We start from the raw sequence: 15,501 nt of genomic DNA, 5'->3' as shown, positions 1-15,501 counted from the left end.
ACTCCAAAATCTCAGAAACAACACCAGAACCAACAGTTCTACCGCCTTCTCTTATCGCAAAACGCAATCCCTTATCCATTGCTATCGGTACTTGCAATTCTACTTCTACACTCACATTATCTCCTGGCATTACCATCTCCTTCCCATCTAGCAATTTTATGCTCCCAGTTACATCCGTTGTTCTTAAATAAAACTGTGGCTGGTAATTTGCAAAAAATGGTGTATGCCTTCCTCCTTCTTCTTTCTTTAATATATAAACCTCCGCCCTAAACTTTCTATGCGGCGTTATCGTCCCCGGTTTTGCTAATACTTGCCCTCTCTCCACTTCTTCTCTTTTTGTTCCTCTGAGCAATATTCCTACATTGAGTCCTGCACTCCCCTTATCCAGCAACTTCTTAAACATTTCTACACCTGTGCATATCGTCTTTTGCGTCGCTTTCAGACCTATTATCTCTATCTCTTCTCCCGTCTTTATCTCCCCCTTCTCTATCCTTCCTGTTACCACCGTTCCTCGCCCCGATATCGAAAATACATCCTCGATTGGCAATAGAAATGGTAAATCCACAGGCCTTGGTGGGACCGCCACATATTCATCTAACTTTCCCATCAATTTATCTATTGATTTCTTTCCATATTCGCTGCTGTCATCCTCCAGCGCTTTCAATGCAGACCCCACTACCACAGGCACTTCATTCCCTGGAAATCCGTATTTATTCAGCAATTCCCTCACTTCCATTTCTACCAAATCTATCATATCAGCATCAGCAACATCAGCTTTATTTATATACACCACGATATATCCAACACCTACCTGCTTCGCTAGCAATATATGCTCTCTCGTTTGTGGCATTGGCCCATCAACCCCCGACACTACCAATATTGCCGCATCCATCTGTGCTGCACCTACTATCATGTTCTTTACATAGTCAGCATGTCCAGGACAATCAACGTGTGCATAATGCCTTTTTTCCGTCTGATACTCAACATGCGCTGTTGCTATCGTTATCCCCCTCTTCCTTTCTTCTGGCGCTTTATCTATCTGATCGTACGCTACAAAATTTCCATAATGCTTTGTTATTGCCGCTGTTAACGTTGTCTTCCCATGATCCACATGGCCTATTGTTCCCACATTTACATGCGGCTTTCCAAATGCTTCCACTACTGCTGTCATAATTTAAACTTTTCTACCTAAAATACAAATACATCAATAAATAATATGTTGATTTTATAAAAATACAACAAAAAAAAGAGCGGATAGTGAGAATCGAACCCACGTCACTAGCTTGGAAGGCTAGAGCTCTACCATTGAGCTATACCCGCACAATGGAGGAGGTAGGATTCGAACCTACGTACGCTCACGCGGACAGATTTACAGTCTGTTACCTTTAACCACTCGGTCACTCCTCCGCAAAAATTTGTTAAGAGAACGCTATTTTAGTACCTTAACTCAAGCTTTTATTGTATTTAATACTAAACGCCTAAAATTAAAAAATCAAGCAATAAAACCTACCTTAATTAAAATCATGCAGATTCCATTTTATACAACACAATATTGTCAATAAAACGTCTAAACAAATAATGCGAATCATGCGTACCTGGCGCTTCTTCTGGATGATATTGCACAGAAAAGACTGAGTAATCCTTCATCATTATTCCCTCTACACTATTATCAAACAGAGAAATGTGAGTAATTTCAACATTACTTGGAAGAGAAGCTGAATCAACAACAAAACCATGATTTTGGCTAGTGATCTCAACTTTTCCACTAATTACATCATAAACTGGATGGTTACTCCCTCGGTGACCAATATCCATCTTGATGGTCTTTGCTCCCAAAGTAATCGCAAGTAATTGATGACCCATGCATATGCCAAAAATTGGGATTTTAGATTTTATAATAATGTCTATTTCTGAAACTATACTTTCTCCTATTTCTTGCGGATCACCAGGACCATTTGAAAGCACTATACCATCTGGATTCGCACTCAACACCTTTTGAGCAAAACCTGTGCTTGGTCTGATTAATTCAACTGTACAACCAAGTTCTATTAAGCGTGAAACTATACTGATTTTTACGCCAAAATCAACGATTACAACCCTATATTTTGCATTAAGGTCACTTTTAAAATTACTATGCAAGCTGACTTTATTGGTTGTTTCTATCCCATTTACAGATTTGTATTCCTTCAATTTGTCCAACGCATGCGCCTTACTCGATGAGCATATCATTCCATTTTGAGATCCATGTTCTCTCAAATGTCTCGTTAAAGCTCTAGTATCAACTCCTGATATCCCAATCACGTTATTTTTCTCTAACCAATCATTTAAACTGATATATGAAGAAGGGTGGGACATAGAAGAAAGTTCACACATAACCACACCACTTGCAAAAATTTTCTCTCCCTCATTATCTTTATGGTTTATTCCAATGTTACCAATATGAGGAAAAGTGAACGTTATAATTTGATCGGCAAAAGAAGGATCAGTTATAGTATGCTGATAACCGGTCATACCAGTGGTAAAACAGACCTCACCTATGCACTTGCCTTTTTTACCCACTGATTTTCCCCAAAAGCATTTACCATCTTGTAAAATTAAAACTACGTCCTGCACTTCATTATCTACTTAACTGATTCAAAACAGTATACAAGAATTTTAAATAATACGTAACTCTTTCTAAGATTCCAAATTTAACCACGAGGCGGCGAAGAACAACATAAAAAAACTTTTAACGCGCCCTTTCATAAAATACGTTGACTATCTCTGTATTTTATATTAGATATAGGTAAATCATAAGCAAAGTGGAGGGTAACAATAAACACTAACACAAATCAACCTAAAAAAATAAATGAGAAGTGGTTAACTATAGTAGCTGGCTCGCTGTTATTTGCAATGATGCTGCCGTCGATTCTTCCTTTAGCAAAAATAGCTATAGGGCTAATTATGGTTTCAGTTGCAGCAATAGCGATAAAAGTTGCCTTAAAAACAACATCAAACGTTCTTGAAAAGAAGGAAGCAGGTCAAAATCAAGTAGCACAACAAACAACACAAAGTAAAATTATGAATCTAGCTATTGGATTAGTGTCCATATTTGTAGGTGGGCTATCACTACTTATGATAGCACAAACTGGCTTGATTGCAGCATGTGCAGCTATAACTTCTTTAGCTCTACACGAATATGTTAAAAACGAAGAAATAGGAAAAGATATAAACAATAAATTCGATAAGGTAGCTGACGGTATCACTGACTTTATTGTTAGCAGTGTTGAAAACTTATTCCAACAAAGCCGCCAGGCATAACAGCCTAAACTGTCTCCGTTCAGCAGAGTGGTTTAAGACACAATAGATAGAAGGTTTTGAAAAGGGTTCAGCCTTTTTTTATGTCCGTCTTGAGGAACTTCTTATACAATTAGTTTCTCTTGAGAAAATGAATCTAACATTTTAACACTCCCTTTAACTCTTACATAATATATTGAAAAATAATTAACCTAACTTATAACTTGCAGCTTTATCAGCCTATTAGGCAGAATTATTAAAGAATTAGTTGAATAGGTATTATGATTCAATTTAACTCCATCCACAAGTTCTCCGTTTGTTACTCCAGTTGCAATAAACACTGATTCACCTTTTGCCATATCTTTTACGGTGTAGACTTTTTCTGGGTCATCAATATTCAAACTTTTTGCTCTTTCTCTTAACTGATCCGTGTCAAGTACTAATCTTCCCTCCATCTGGCCGCCGATTGAGCTTAGCGCTGCAGCCGCAAGCACTCCCTCTGGTGCTCCTCCTATACCAATATACATATCATGATTGCCATTTGCTAGTGAAACTACGGCCGCAACATCACCATCATCTATTAATTTAACTTTTGCTCCTAACTTCCTGATTTTCAACGTTAATTCATCATGCCTTTCACGTTTAAGTACAGTTACCACGAGATCATTTACTTTACATCCTTTTGCCTTGGCTAAATTGTCTAGATTCTTCTCAATGCTATTTTTTAGTGAGACTACACCCTCTGGGAGATTTTTTCCCACTGCTATCTTCTCCATATAAACATCAGGTGCATGTAAAAAACTACCTTTTTTCGTTGCAGCAAGAACGGACATTGCCCCTGATTTGTAATGAGCACAAATCGTAGTGCCCTCAAGTGGGTCAACAGCGATGTCAATTTCAGGACCATTTCCTGTACCAACCTTTTCCCCAATATACAGCATAGGAGCTTCGTCTCTCTCCCCCTCGCCAATTACGATAGTACCATTTATTTCCATTGAACTTAATACTGTACGCATTGCATCAACTGCAACCTGATCGGCCTTTTTTTCATCACCGAAGCCTGCTAGTTTATATGCAGCAAGTGCTGCAGCTTCAGTCACTTTAACTAATTTATAAGCTAAATCTTCCATCATTTGCTCGAGAATCATAAATAAAGAATCCAATATATATCATGCCACTTTAGACTGCAATATGTCTTGACTGGTTGTGGGAAAGTTGCTGTAATAAATTAGATAGTAATAGTGGTAAAATTTAATATGACTTATGAAGAGATAAAGGAAATTGTAACTCAAAATCCTGATATAACTGCTGAGGAGTTTGGTGAAAAGCTCAAAGAAAATAGGATAAATATAAAAAGAGCAAATAAATATCATTATACTTTACTTGGGCATATTGTTAATTCAGAGGGACCTAATATTACAGATAATACCAATGATCGTGCTATATTTCTACAAATTATTAAATTACTCACAAATTTGAAAACTAAAGGCAATACTGGTCAACTCAAATATGTAAAAGCTGGATTGAGCGAAGCTATCACGACTAAGCAAGCTGATGTTGTAAGAATATTCCTAGATAGTGGTAAGTTTAATGAAGAAGAAAAATTTGATGCTTTGCTCTGTGCTGTTACTCAAAAGTATGTCCAGGGAGTTAAATTATTGTTAGGTCATGTAAATGATGAAAAGGTGCAAAAGGCTTTAAAGGTGGCCATGGATAAAGAACAAACTACACAAGTTGAAGAAATTATTCAGGTGCTCTTAAACTTTATTACACCAGAAACACCTAATGTAGAAGAAAATGGAGCAAAACCTTGCAGCAGTAATGGGAGCATTGGTAGTAGACCTGTAGCAACAGCGCCTCCAGTTAGTACTAAATATAAAGAAAGCAAAAAGGATTTTTACACCTCATTGACAAAAGATATTGTTGGAGTTGTTATTACAGGATTATTCATTGCTGCTGCTGTAATGGTTCCATATGTAGCTGGTGCGGTGGTTTGTGGTGTTATAGCTGCTTTGGTTGCAATAGGTACTGGATTACATATAAAAAATTCTACATGGCCAAGTTATAGAGAAATAAAAGAAAATGAAATTGGATGCGTAAGTTCAAAAACTGAACAAACATTGCGATTTGAGAAGAATCTCCACTAGGAAGGGTGTCATGCAAGTAACCTCCTTCTCCTGTCATCCGAGTAGCCCCTTTTTTGTCATCCCAGTGTCACGCACTGGGATGACACCCTACTTAACCGTCATGCCACCACGAACCGTCATACCGCGATTCATTCGCGGTATCTCATCCGCTAACAAGAGATCCCGCTGCAGGATGACGGTTGTCGTTTAACTACAAACATTAAGAAATTTACCAAACAAAAAAAAAGGCAAAAAAAGCCCCGGTTAACATCTATTTTCAGTATTGGCGTTTTTTAAGTCTTAAACACTGCAATTTAGCTGCTTTTAAATGCAACTAACCTTAGCTTTAATATTTAAGAAATTTACTAAGCAGAAAAAAAGGCAAAAGAAACCCCGTGTTAGCTGATTGTCACTCTCTAATCCTGCAAATTGGCGTACTATACTGTCTAAACGACTTATAAGCGCGTTTCAGCTTATATAGGTAAAAACCCAGAAATGTTGTGAAGACATAAGGTGCACATAGTGCAAAAAATTAAAAACAAGACACCAACTACGTTGTTTTCTTGCTGTTTAATCTGCACAGATGAAGATAACTGAATACCTTCAGTTTTATGATAAGGGGGCTGGCGGAGTTTGTCAAGCAAGTTTTTTCGTTTCTGCATGCATCCTCTAAAAAGGACACATTTTAAACTTTTTTACAGAAACAACAGCGTTTTTTCTTCACTCTTTAGATAATTTCATGCGAAAAAATTTAGAGAGAAATTTTACACACAATCGCAGATATTTTTCCTTAAGTTGACGCCATTGAGTACCTTGATTAGAAGTCTAGCTTTAACTTTAAATGGACTACTCAACCGTGACAGACTTAGCTAAATTTCTTGGACAATCGGCATCTAACCCTTTTTTTGCTGCAGTAAAGTAAGCAAGGAATTGCATAGCAACACTATAGATGATAGGAGAGATAAAATTATCAGTGTCTGGAAGTTGCACCACATCTGCACAAATTCCCCTGAGAAACGGCGCTCCTTGTTTATCACTGAAGGCAATTACTTTGCCTTTTCTTGCAATAATCTCTTGTATATTAGATAGCGTTTTAAAGAATAAACTATCATAAGGGATAATTGCTATAACAAGCACAGTAGAATCTATTAAAGCAATAGAACCATGCTTTGTTTCCCCCGCTGCAATACCAATGGTATTAATGTATGAAAGCTCTTTTATCTTCAATGCGCCTTCCATTGCAACTCCGTATGAACTTCCTCTGCCGATTAAAATAACGTTATTGTGTTCTAATATGCTGCCTGATATATGTTGTATTTTCATCACATTCAAAACGTGCTCAACATACTCGGGAATAGAATTGATAGCACTGCTTAGCTGTTTTATTCTCTCTCCACCCAGTATACCTTTTATTTTTCCAAGCTCCACGGCAAAGCATGCTAAAGTTGCAAGTTGCGCAGAAAAGGTTTTTGTTGAAGCAACACCAATTTCTGGCCCAGCAAGAGTATGTAACACAATATCTGAGATCTTTTCAATGCTGCTATTAAATGTGTTAGTTATACTAATGATTGTTTGCTTCTGTGATTTCGCATAACGCAGCGCTTCTATGGTATCTGCAGTTTCGCCAGATTGAGAGATGAATAACCCAATGCTGCCTTCTTCTAATTTGACGTTGCTATACCTAAATTCTGATGAGATTTCTAGATATACTCGAACTTGAGCGACACTTTCCAGCCAATACTTTGCTATGAGCCCAGCAAAATAAGATGACCCACATCCAACTATAGTAATGTAACTCAGCTCAGAAAACAATTTTTTGTTGACCTCTTTATATTGCTTGTAAAATTGATTTATTGTTTTGTTTAATGCACGCGGTTGCTCAAAAATCTCTTTTAACATGAAGCTAGGATACCCATTTTTGCTAATTAGAAAATTACTTGGACTACTATTTTCTATACTGCGTTTAACTTGTGTACCATTGTTGTATATACTAACTCCACTAGATTTTATCACTGCAATGTCACCATCTTCCAAATACGATATTCTTTCCACAAATGTACTTAAAGCATTAGAGTCAGATGCAGCAAACACTGTGTTACAGTTATAGCCTATTGCTAAAGGCAAATTTCTCTTCGCAACAAATAAGGCATCTGGATATTCTGCAAATAATAAGACCAAGGCAAATGAGCCATGTAAGTTGTTTAAACACTTAAATAGAGAATCAACTGGCAACAATCCTTCATCAAGATATAAGGTTAGCATATTTGGTATGATCTCTGTGTCAGTATCAGTATGGAATAACATTCCCCTTTCTTCTAGACCCTTTTTTAGCAGATTGTAATTCTCAATTATGCCGTTATGAGCAACAACAACATTATTTGTATGAATGGGATGAGCATTTTTAAGGCCTGGAACTCCATGTGTAGCCCAGCGGGTATGTGCTATACCAACTGTACTGTGAGACATCTTGCTTTCATCAACAACTTCATACAACCTTTTAACTTTACCTTCTGATTTTTTGACTTCTATCTCGCCTTCGTTATTTATGATTGCTATACCTGAGGAATCATATCCCCTATATTCCAATTTTTGCAACCCAGTTAGTAAAGTTGGTATTACTGAATCACCGCTACTTACTACACCAAATATTCCGCACACAAATGGATCACCAAATGAACTTTCTTTTAAAGTTATGCAGCATTTTTGCCTTTATCATCTTTTCCCTTTTTACTTTCCTCTGGTGGTTGATTTTGATTCTTTTTATCACTCTTTTCAATTTTGCCTTTTTCAATTGGTTTAGCTGCCACTTTTTGAGTTTCTTTGTTTAAAACTTCAGATATAGCAGACTTTAGGACTTTCACCTCAACTTTTGGTCCTATTTCTATTACAAATTGTGCATTTGCCTCATCAACTTTATTAACTTCACCTATTATCCCGCCAGAAGTAATGACTGTATCACCACGTTTTATTTGATCTATCATCTTTCTATGTTCTTTTAGTTTTTTTTGTTGTGGGCGAATAATGAGAAAATAAATTACTGCAGATATTAAAATCAATGGAATAAAACTAGCAAAAGATGCGCCGATACTTGATACATTGCTAGTTGCATCTGCTGCAAAAACTTCAGAAATGAGCATATTTAATCCTAATTGTTAATGATAAAAAAACCTATTTATAATTACAATACCATGCCATGTCAAGTCTGGTGAAAACGTTTCTAAATACCGACAATAATATTGCGGATTTTAGATTATGCTAAAACCAGTATGGCGGGAGTGATGAGACTTGAACTCACGACCTCATGCGTGACAGGCATGCGCTCTAACCAACTGAGCTACACCCCCCCTAATTTCTTTTTAGCGTTTTCGGGCTTCGACTTTAAAGCTAATAAACATGTTGCCCTTTGTCAATATTTTTTGTTTGCGCTTTGCTGTCTTTTCTATTACTATGTAAATAATTTAATTTCACACATGGCTTGTACAAGTAGTTCCATTAGGGTTATGCCATGGAAGATAAACTATTTGGAGGAATGATATATGATAAATTTGCCTGAAGTCACTGTGCGTGATTTAGCTGAATCTGGTGTACATTTTGGTCACAAAATTAGTCGCTGGAACGCAAAAATGGCTCCATACATATATGGAGTGCATCAAGAAAATCGTATACATATAATTGACTTGCGAAAAACATTACCATTGCTACAGGTGGCCATGAAGGCTTTATATGACGTTGCATCTCAAGGTGGTCGCATTCTATTTGTTGGTACAAAGTTTCAAGCTTTTGATATTATTGCAAGTGAAGCGATTCGTTGTGGTCAATACTATGTGAATCATCGATGGCTTGGTGGTATGCTTACTAATTGGGACACTGTTTCTTCTTCGATAAAAACCTTGATGCAATATGAGAAAATATTAAATGACGAGGATAGCATTTTAACAAAGAAAGAATTGGGGAACATTGAAAAGAAAAAGCAAAAGCTTGATAAGGCGCTTGGTGGTATTAGAGAAATGGGAGCAATTCCTGATATTTTATTCATCATTGATACTAATAAAGAGCATATTGCGGTTAAGGAGGCTAAAAAGTTAGGAATTCCAATAGTTGCAATACTTGATACTAATTCTGATCCAGATGATATTACTTATCTAATACCTGGAAATGATGACTCAAGAAAATCAATAGAGCTCTATTGTAAATTAGCTACCGACTCTATATTAGCTGGAATAGAGTCTAGTCTAGCAAGATCTGGAGTTAAGATTGATAATATAAAAGGTGATAAGTTTATTCAAGAAAAAGAAGATGGTATTGTGCAAACTAAAAGGAAACGTAGTAAAGTTTACAAAGAAGAAGAAAGGGAGGTAGTAACAAATGAAGATGAATCCAGGTAATATAAGGGAATTACGTGATAGGACAGGGCTTGGCTTAAGTGACTGTAAAAAAGCATTAGAAGAATGTGATGGTGACATCAAGAAAGCCGTTGATAAGTTGCGCACAATAGGTCTTGCTAAAGCTGACAAAAAATCTGATAGATTAGCTTCAGATGGGCTCGTTGCTATGTGTTTGACTGAAAATTATGGTGCATTGGTTGAACTCAATTGCGAAACCGACTTTGTTGCAAGGAATGAGAAATTTATAGAGTTAGTTTCAAATTTAGCATCAATTGCTCATCAAGAACACTGTACTAGCGTTGATGAGTTAAAAAATTCCAAGTATGAAAGCATTGGCACAGTGCAGAAAGCTATTATGAATGGTACGTCAGTTCTTGGTGAAAAGTTAGAGTTGAGCAAGCTTTGTTACCTAGAGACTAAGGATGGAGTTATTGCTGGTTATGTACACGGTGATGTACGTGGTTTAGGTAAAACTGGCGCTTTAGTTGCATTGCAATCACCCGGTGATAAGGCAAAGTTACAGGATATTGGAAAACAAATAGCGATGCACATAGTTGCTATGAAGCCTGAAGCTTTGTCTATAGATGATTTAGATCAAATGAAGTTGAAAAATGAACGTTCTATAATTGAAGAGCAAGTAAAGAGCTTAAATAAACCTGAAGAAGTAGCAAAAAAAATAGTAGATGGCCGAATGGTTAAGTACTATGAAGAAGTTGTTTTACTAGAACAAAAGTTCATAAAAGATGATAAAATGAAGGTTTCTGATTTTATCAAATCAAGCGAGGTGAGTGCTATTAAATTATCTGATTACAAGTTACTTGTTTTGGGCAGTGCAAACTAAATGGTAAGAAATGTCTTCCTTAGCAGATAAAGTAAAATACTCTAGAGTGTTATTGAAGATCTCTGGTGAAGCTTTGATGGGATCACAGTCTTTTGGCCATGATATGGGAATAATAAGCCAATTATGCAAAGATATAGCTGATGTTAACAGGCTTGGAGTTCAGGTATGTATTGTTGTTGGTGGTGGTAATATCTTTCGTGGCGCATCTGCGTCTTTAAGTGGCTGTGAAAGAGCAAGCAGTGATTATATTGGAATGCTTGCAACTATAATCAATGCTTTAATTTTACAAAACTTTTTAGAAAAAAATTTAGTAGCTTCTAGGGTATTATCTGCAATACCCATGGCCACTGTATGTGAACCTTACATAAGAAGGAAAGCTATTCGTCATTTAGAAAAAGGTAGAGTGGTAATTTTTGCAGCAGGCACAGGCAACCCATTTTTTACTACAGATACAGCTGCAGCCTTACGTGCTGTTGAAATGAATTGTGATGTTATTCTAAAGGGTACACAAGTAAATGGTGTATACTCTGCTGATCCGAAAAAAAATGAGGATGCTGTAATGTATGATAGGCTTTCTTACACGGATTTATTGACTCGTGATTTAAAAGTTATGGATGCATCAGCAATTTCACTTGCTCGTGAGAATTCTATTCCAATTATAGTTTTTTCTTTGAAGGGAGAAAAAATAGTCAATATTATTAAGGGTCAAGGTACTTATACTATAGTTTCAGATTGTAAACAGTAGGTAATTTATGTTAAATGAAATAAAAGCTAAAACAAAAGAAAGAATGCTAAAAACTATTCAGTCCCTTCATGATGATATTAAAGGCGTACGCACTGGTAGAGCTAGTGCATCGTTGCTTGATGGTATAGTTGTAAATATCTATGGTGGACATCAAAAGTTAAATCAGGTTGCAGGCGTTTCAGTTATAGATAACAAAACCCTATCAATTAAAGTTTGGGATATTAATGTTGTAGGTGAAGTGAAAAATGCTATATTAAATGCCAACTTGAATTTAAATCCTGTTGTTGAGGGCAATACCATACGTATAGCTCTTCCGGACTTAACACAAGAAACCCGTGAAAAATTAGTAAAATTATTGCATCAGTTTTCTGAAAATGCGCGGATTGCCATCAGAAATATACGCAGAGATGTTATGGAAGAAATAGAGAAAATGAAAGGAAATAAGGAGATCTCAGAAGATGATTTTCATGGTGCTAAGAAGGAAATACAAAATATTACTGATGATAATATAAAAAAGATTGATGGTGAATTGTCCATCAAAGAAAAGGATATATTGCATCACTAAGGTAATATGAAAAAAGCCTTCAATAGTGAATATGAACGTTGTGATTTGAGAGCAAATTCCACCAAGAAGGGCGTCATCCCAGTGTCAGCTACTCGGATGACAGAAGAGAGTGTTGGCGGGTGGTTTAGGTGAACTTTAAATGTTGAATCAAGAATCTTTACCGAAACATTTAGCAATTATTATGGATGGTAATGGTAGATGGGCAAACAATCAAGGAAAGGTAAAAATTGATGGTTATAAAAAGGGCAGTGAAGTTGCATACGATATTGCCAAGTATTGTACAGACCTAACCATACCCTACTTAACTTTGTATGCATTCTCTATGGAGAATTGGCTTAGACCCAAAAACGAAACTGACTGTCTATTTGATTTATTTTACTCCGTTTTAACTAATGAAGATAAAGTCAATTTCATTTGTAACTGTAACATTAAGTTGAATTTTATTGGCAATTTAAGTCTGTTATCCAGTAAAATATTGGATCAAATTAAAAAAGCAGAAGAAATGACACATAAGAACGATGGTTTATTACTCACTGTGGCAGTCAGTTACGGAGCAAAGCAAGAAATTACACAAGCTATAAGCAATATTATAAAAGAAAATATTGCTTATGTATCAGAAGAGGAATTTGAAAAATTTCTATATACTAAAGATCTGCCAAAATTGGATTTATTAATTCGCACTGGCGGCGAAAAAAGGTTAAGCAACTTTTTATTATGGCAAGCAGCTTATGCTGAATTATATTTTTGTGATACTTTATGGCCTGATTTTTCTTGTCAAGATTTGAGCAAAGCATTAGAAGATTATATAAAAAGAGAGAAAAAATATGGTAGATAATAATTTTATAATTAGAATGTTGTCCTCAATAGTAATATTATTCATATTTTCTTTTGCTACATATTTCAGTGATTTATCGTTTTACCTATTGATTTTTTCAATAGCAGTTTTATCTTCTTTTGAATGGTATAATCTAACCCAAGGAAACGAAATTTTATACGTTTTTGCATTATTATTAATTGCGCTACCAAGCGCCTCATTAATATATTTATATAATCTACCACAGGGAAAATATGCATTAGTATGGTTCGTCTTAACCATTTGGGGAATTGACATTACTGCCTATCTATTTGGTAAGAATTTTGGTGGAGCTAAAATTTGCCCAATTCTTAGCCCTGGAAAAACTTGGACAGGACTTCTTGGTGCGATTTTAGCTGGAGTAGTGTGCACAATTTTTGGATCAATATTTTTTGGTTTATTTTCAATTCTTTATTCTCCAATCATTGGCCTTGCAATCGCTATTCTAGCGCAACTTGGCGATTTCACTGAGTCGCTTGTTAAAAGAGCTTACGGTGTTAAAGATAGTGGAAGTATGATACCTGGCCATGGAGGAGTGCTCGACCGTATGGACAGCTTCATTTTTACTGCCCCTCTTATTGCTATTTACATAAGCTAAGTCTGCAGAAGAAATAAAGTGCCATTAGAGGTCATCCCTAGTCAGCTCCCTAACCGCTTCTACAGTACAGTCATGGACAAACGTCTTTTCACAATAAGGGCAGGCTATTTCCTCTTCTTCTCCCATATCTAAATATATTAATGGATGGCCGGAACCCTCATCATTCTCATCACCATGGCAACAAACTTTTCTATTATTCACCTTCACTTTTGACATGCTACTCCTTTAGCTTATAACATTTTATATATTAAATATACCCATTTATAAATAAAAAACAACGCATGCTATTCTCCATTTTTTATCCTATTTAAGTTAATCAATTCGTTTTGAACGCCTTTTGATACAAATTTGCTAACATCTTCTCCTAATCTTGCTATTTCCTTTACAAAACTTGATGAGATAAATTGAGTATCTTCAGAAGCAGGAAGAAATATGGTTTCGATTTCAGGAAGAAGTTTATAATTTACCCAACTCATTTGAAACTCGTAATCAAAATCCGATACTGCTCTTAATCCTCTAATAATAACAGAAGCATTCTGCTCTTTGGCAAACTTCACTAGCAACCCATTAAAAGATATAACATCTGCATCAATTCCTAGGCCTTTGATTTCACTTTCAGCCATGCTTGTGCGTAGCTTGGTGTCAAAGGCAATATGCTTATTAACGTTTTCTGCAACTCCTATTATTAATTTATCGACTAGTTTACACGCTCTTTTTATTATGTCAACATGCCCAAAAGTTATAGGGTCAAATGTGCCAGGGTAGATTCCTATTCTATTATTAATGTTCATCCTTTATTTTTATATAAACTACTTTAAAAACTTTTGATAGACATAATAACATTTTTTATCTAAAAATGAAAGTATATAGTTGGCCTGATAGCTCAGTTGGTAGAGCAAAGGACTGAAAATCCTTGTGTGGCTGGTTCGATTCCTGCTCAGGCCACTTCTCTTTCTTACCAAATTTACTTTTTTGTTGCAAAATGTTCTGTAGTATGTTATAATATTGATATAAGTGTTGAGAGGGTAAACTATATGTATAAATATTATATTAGAATATTTAATATTTTATTAATTATAGTTCTATTATTAAGCAATATTGCTTATGCTGGCGTTAGTGAAAAACCGGCATCTCAACATGTCACCAGAAAAGAAGAACCAGCATCAACTATCTTGACGGCAGAAAATAGAGTAAATGATGACATAGTTGTTGGTTTGTTGAAAACGGAAGAAGAGACATACCCGCATGAGCTTGGGCTATCTCAAAATGTCTACGAGATGTTTAATAATTTTAGAGTTAAAATTGTACTAATTGATTATAATAAAATAATTAGCCTTAAAAAAATTCAGACAGAGTCACTTAATCTCGCAAAACAAGATGAAACATTGGCAAAGAAGTTAACATTAGACCGAATAAAAGTTGAAGTTGCACAATTCATTAAAGAGCACAAAATAAATAGAATATTCATTCCAGGAAATTACTATAATTTACACTCCGAACCTTTTCCTACTACTCCTTGTCGCCAGCTTGTTACTGAAGCAATTGTAAAAGCAATTGATGATAACCCTGCAATTCATTTACTTGGCATATGTGGTGGTTTGCAAGGCATAATGAATGCAAAGGGAATTGAAGTAGTGAGTGTGGCAAATCTTGTGAGTGATGAAGAGAAGCAAAGATCTCATTTAAAATCATCACCTAATCCACAGAAAGAGGACGTACCTCTCCAGCAGATAAAGATCATTCCAAACAGTCGTTTAGCGGAATTAGTGGCTAAATTCTTAATACCTAATGAAAATGGCTGGTTTTCAACATATTTTCCAGATGCTCATTCAGGGGCAGTGAGTAATACGCCAGAAAATAGAAGAAAATTGGAGTTACTTGGATATAAAGTTGCAGCATTTTCCAGCGATGGGGTAATAGAGGCTATTGAAGATAAGCATGGTAATATCTACTTTCAAAGTCATCCAGAAGCCCTTGTTGTAAAATCAGATAAAAACCTCTATTTATCAAATCACAAGGAACGTCAAGTGTCTACACTAGTTGCTATAGCGATTATAAATGATTTTCTTTATCGTGCTTAATGCCTATAGCTTTAGGCTTACCGACGATTTG

The 15,501-nt window shown here is 35.8% G+C and carries 17 protein-coding genes and 4 tRNA genes; 11 read left to right on the top strand and 10 right to left on the bottom strand.

Going from position 1 to position 15,501, the window contains the following annotated elements:
• The 4 genes from tuf to carA form a co-directional block, all read right to left on the bottom strand.
• Nucleotides 1-1,171: elongation factor Tu (gene tuf, locus OZD70_RS02310; RefSeq protein ID WP_182183220.1), on the bottom strand; the 1,171-nt coding region annotated here is incomplete at its 3' end.
• 78 nt (nt 1,172-1,249) lie between these two features.
• A tRNA-Gly gene (locus OZD70_RS02305) sits at nt 1,250-1,320 on the bottom strand.
• A 4-nt stretch (nt 1,321-1,324) separates the two neighbouring features.
• Nucleotides 1,325-1,407 (bottom strand) — tRNA-Tyr (locus OZD70_RS02300).
• A gap of 114 nt (nt 1,408-1,521) precedes the next feature.
• Entirely contained in the window at nt 1,522-2,613 is a 1,092-nt protein-coding gene (gene carA, locus OZD70_RS02295) for a glutamine-hydrolyzing carbamoyl-phosphate synthase small subunit (protein ID WP_275020602.1), read from the bottom strand.
• Nucleotides 2,614-2,892: 279 nt separating this feature from the next.
• On the opposite strand from carA, the gene OZD70_RS02290 reads away from it, so the two are divergent.
• Entirely contained in the window at nt 2,893-3,300 is a 408-nt protein-coding gene (locus OZD70_RS02290; RefSeq protein ID WP_310732639.1) for a hypothetical protein, read from the top strand.
• A gap of 188 nt (nt 3,301-3,488) precedes the next feature.
• Here OZD70_RS02290 and glpX read toward each other — a convergent pair whose 3' ends face one another.
• Nucleotides 3,489-4,406 (bottom strand): class II fructose-bisphosphatase, encoded by a 918-nt coding sequence (gene glpX / locus OZD70_RS02285; protein WP_275020603.1) that lies wholly within the window; start codon nt 4,404-4,406, stop codon nt 3,489-3,491.
• A gap of 126 nt (nt 4,407-4,532) precedes the next feature.
• On the opposite strand from glpX, the gene OZD70_RS02280 reads away from it, so the two are divergent.
• Nucleotides 4,533-5,423, top strand: a complete 891-nt coding sequence (locus OZD70_RS02280) for a hypothetical protein (RefSeq protein WP_275020601.1) — start codon at nt 4,533-4,535, stop codon at nt 5,421-5,423.
• 825 nt (nt 5,424-6,248) lie between these two features.
• Here the strand turns inward: OZD70_RS02280 and glmS are convergent.
• The 3 genes from glmS to OZD70_RS02265 form a co-directional block, all read right to left on the bottom strand.
• Nucleotides 6,249-8,060: a glutamine--fructose-6-phosphate transaminase (isomerizing) gene (glmS, locus tag OZD70_RS02275; protein ID WP_275020599.1), complete on the bottom strand. Its 1,812-nt coding sequence runs from the start codon at nt 8,058-8,060 to the stop codon at nt 6,249-6,251.
• Between the two features lie 32 nt (nt 8,061-8,092).
• Nucleotides 8,093-8,539: a preprotein translocase subunit YajC gene (gene yajC / locus OZD70_RS02270; RefSeq protein WP_275020597.1), complete on the bottom strand. Its 447-nt coding sequence runs from the start codon at nt 8,537-8,539 to the stop codon at nt 8,093-8,095.
• A gap of 130 nt (nt 8,540-8,669) precedes the next feature.
• A tRNA-Asp gene (locus tag OZD70_RS02265) sits at nt 8,670-8,746 on the bottom strand.
• 192 nt (nt 8,747-8,938) lie between these two features.
• On the opposite strand from OZD70_RS02265, the gene rpsB reads away from it, so the two are divergent.
• From rpsB to OZD70_RS02230, 7 genes are read left to right on the top strand one after another with little or no spacing between them, the layout of a single operon-like run.
• On the top strand, nt 8,939-9,787 hold the full coding sequence (gene rpsB / locus OZD70_RS02260; protein ID WP_275020595.1) for a 30S ribosomal protein S2: 849 nt from the start codon (nt 8,939-8,941) through the stop codon (nt 9,785-9,787).
• Complete coding sequence (gene tsf, locus OZD70_RS02255) at nt 9,768-10,628, top strand: translation elongation factor Ts (protein ID WP_275020593.1); 861 nt, start codon at nt 9,768-9,770, stop codon at nt 10,626-10,628. The genes rpsB and tsf overlap by 20 nt, the downstream gene beginning before the upstream one ends.
• A gap of 10 nt (nt 10,629-10,638) precedes the next feature.
• Complete coding sequence (gene pyrH / locus OZD70_RS02250; protein ID WP_182182811.1) at nt 10,639-11,373, top strand: UMP kinase; 735 nt, start codon at nt 10,639-10,641, stop codon at nt 11,371-11,373.
• Between the two features lie 7 nt (nt 11,374-11,380).
• Nucleotides 11,381-11,938: a ribosome recycling factor gene (gene frr / locus OZD70_RS02245; RefSeq protein ID WP_275020590.1), complete on the top strand. Its 558-nt coding sequence runs from the start codon at nt 11,381-11,383 to the stop codon at nt 11,936-11,938.
• A gap of 6 nt (nt 11,939-11,944) precedes the next feature.
• Nucleotides 11,945-12,070, top strand: a complete 126-nt coding sequence (locus OZD70_RS02240; protein ID WP_259346581.1) for a hypothetical protein — start codon at nt 11,945-11,947, stop codon at nt 12,068-12,070.
• A 7-nt stretch (nt 12,071-12,077) separates the two neighbouring features.
• On the top strand, nt 12,078-12,773 hold the full coding sequence (gene uppS, locus OZD70_RS02235) for a polyprenyl diphosphate synthase (RefSeq protein WP_182160027.1): 696 nt from the start codon (nt 12,078-12,080) through the stop codon (nt 12,771-12,773).
• Nucleotides 12,763-13,389: a phosphatidate cytidylyltransferase gene (locus OZD70_RS02230; RefSeq protein ID WP_182182813.1), complete on the top strand. Its 627-nt coding sequence runs from the start codon at nt 12,763-12,765 to the stop codon at nt 13,387-13,389. Before uppS ends, OZD70_RS02230 begins: the two co-directional genes overlap by 11 nt.
• A 24-nt stretch (nt 13,390-13,413) precedes the next feature.
• On the opposite strand, the gene OZD70_RS02225 is transcribed toward OZD70_RS02230, so the two are convergent.
• Nucleotides 13,414-13,605 (bottom strand): zinc-finger domain-containing protein, encoded by a 192-nt coding sequence (locus OZD70_RS02225; RefSeq protein ID WP_275020589.1) that lies wholly within the window; start codon nt 13,603-13,605, stop codon nt 13,414-13,416.
• A 68-nt stretch (nt 13,606-13,673) separates the two neighbouring features.
• On the bottom strand, nt 13,674-14,180 hold the full coding sequence (gene coaD, locus OZD70_RS02220; RefSeq protein ID WP_275020587.1) for a pantetheine-phosphate adenylyltransferase: 507 nt from the start codon (nt 14,178-14,180) through the stop codon (nt 13,674-13,676).
• An 81-nt stretch (nt 14,181-14,261) separates the two neighbouring features.
• Here coaD and OZD70_RS02215 point away from each other — a divergent pair.
• Together OZD70_RS02215 and OZD70_RS02210 are read left to right on the top strand one after the other, a co-directional pair.
• Nucleotides 14,262-14,334 (top strand) — tRNA-Phe (locus OZD70_RS02215).
• Nucleotides 14,335-14,423: 89 nt separating this feature from the next.
• The gene (locus OZD70_RS02210) at nt 14,424-15,470 is read left to right on the top strand and encodes a gamma-glutamyl-gamma-aminobutyrate hydrolase family protein (RefSeq protein ID WP_275020585.1); all 1,047 of its coding nucleotides are present in this window, start codon (nt 14,424-14,426) and stop codon (nt 15,468-15,470) included.
• The last annotated feature ends 31 nt before the right edge of the window (nt 15,471-15,501 follow it).

The organism is Wolbachia endosymbiont of Drosophila tsacasi (genome assembly GCF_028982115.1).
Lineage (GTDB): Bacteria > Pseudomonadota > Alphaproteobacteria > Rickettsiales > Anaplasmataceae > Wolbachia > Wolbachia pipientis_B.
Note: the sequence above shows the minus strand (reverse complement) of the source record. Positions and strands in the feature narration are given on the sequence as shown.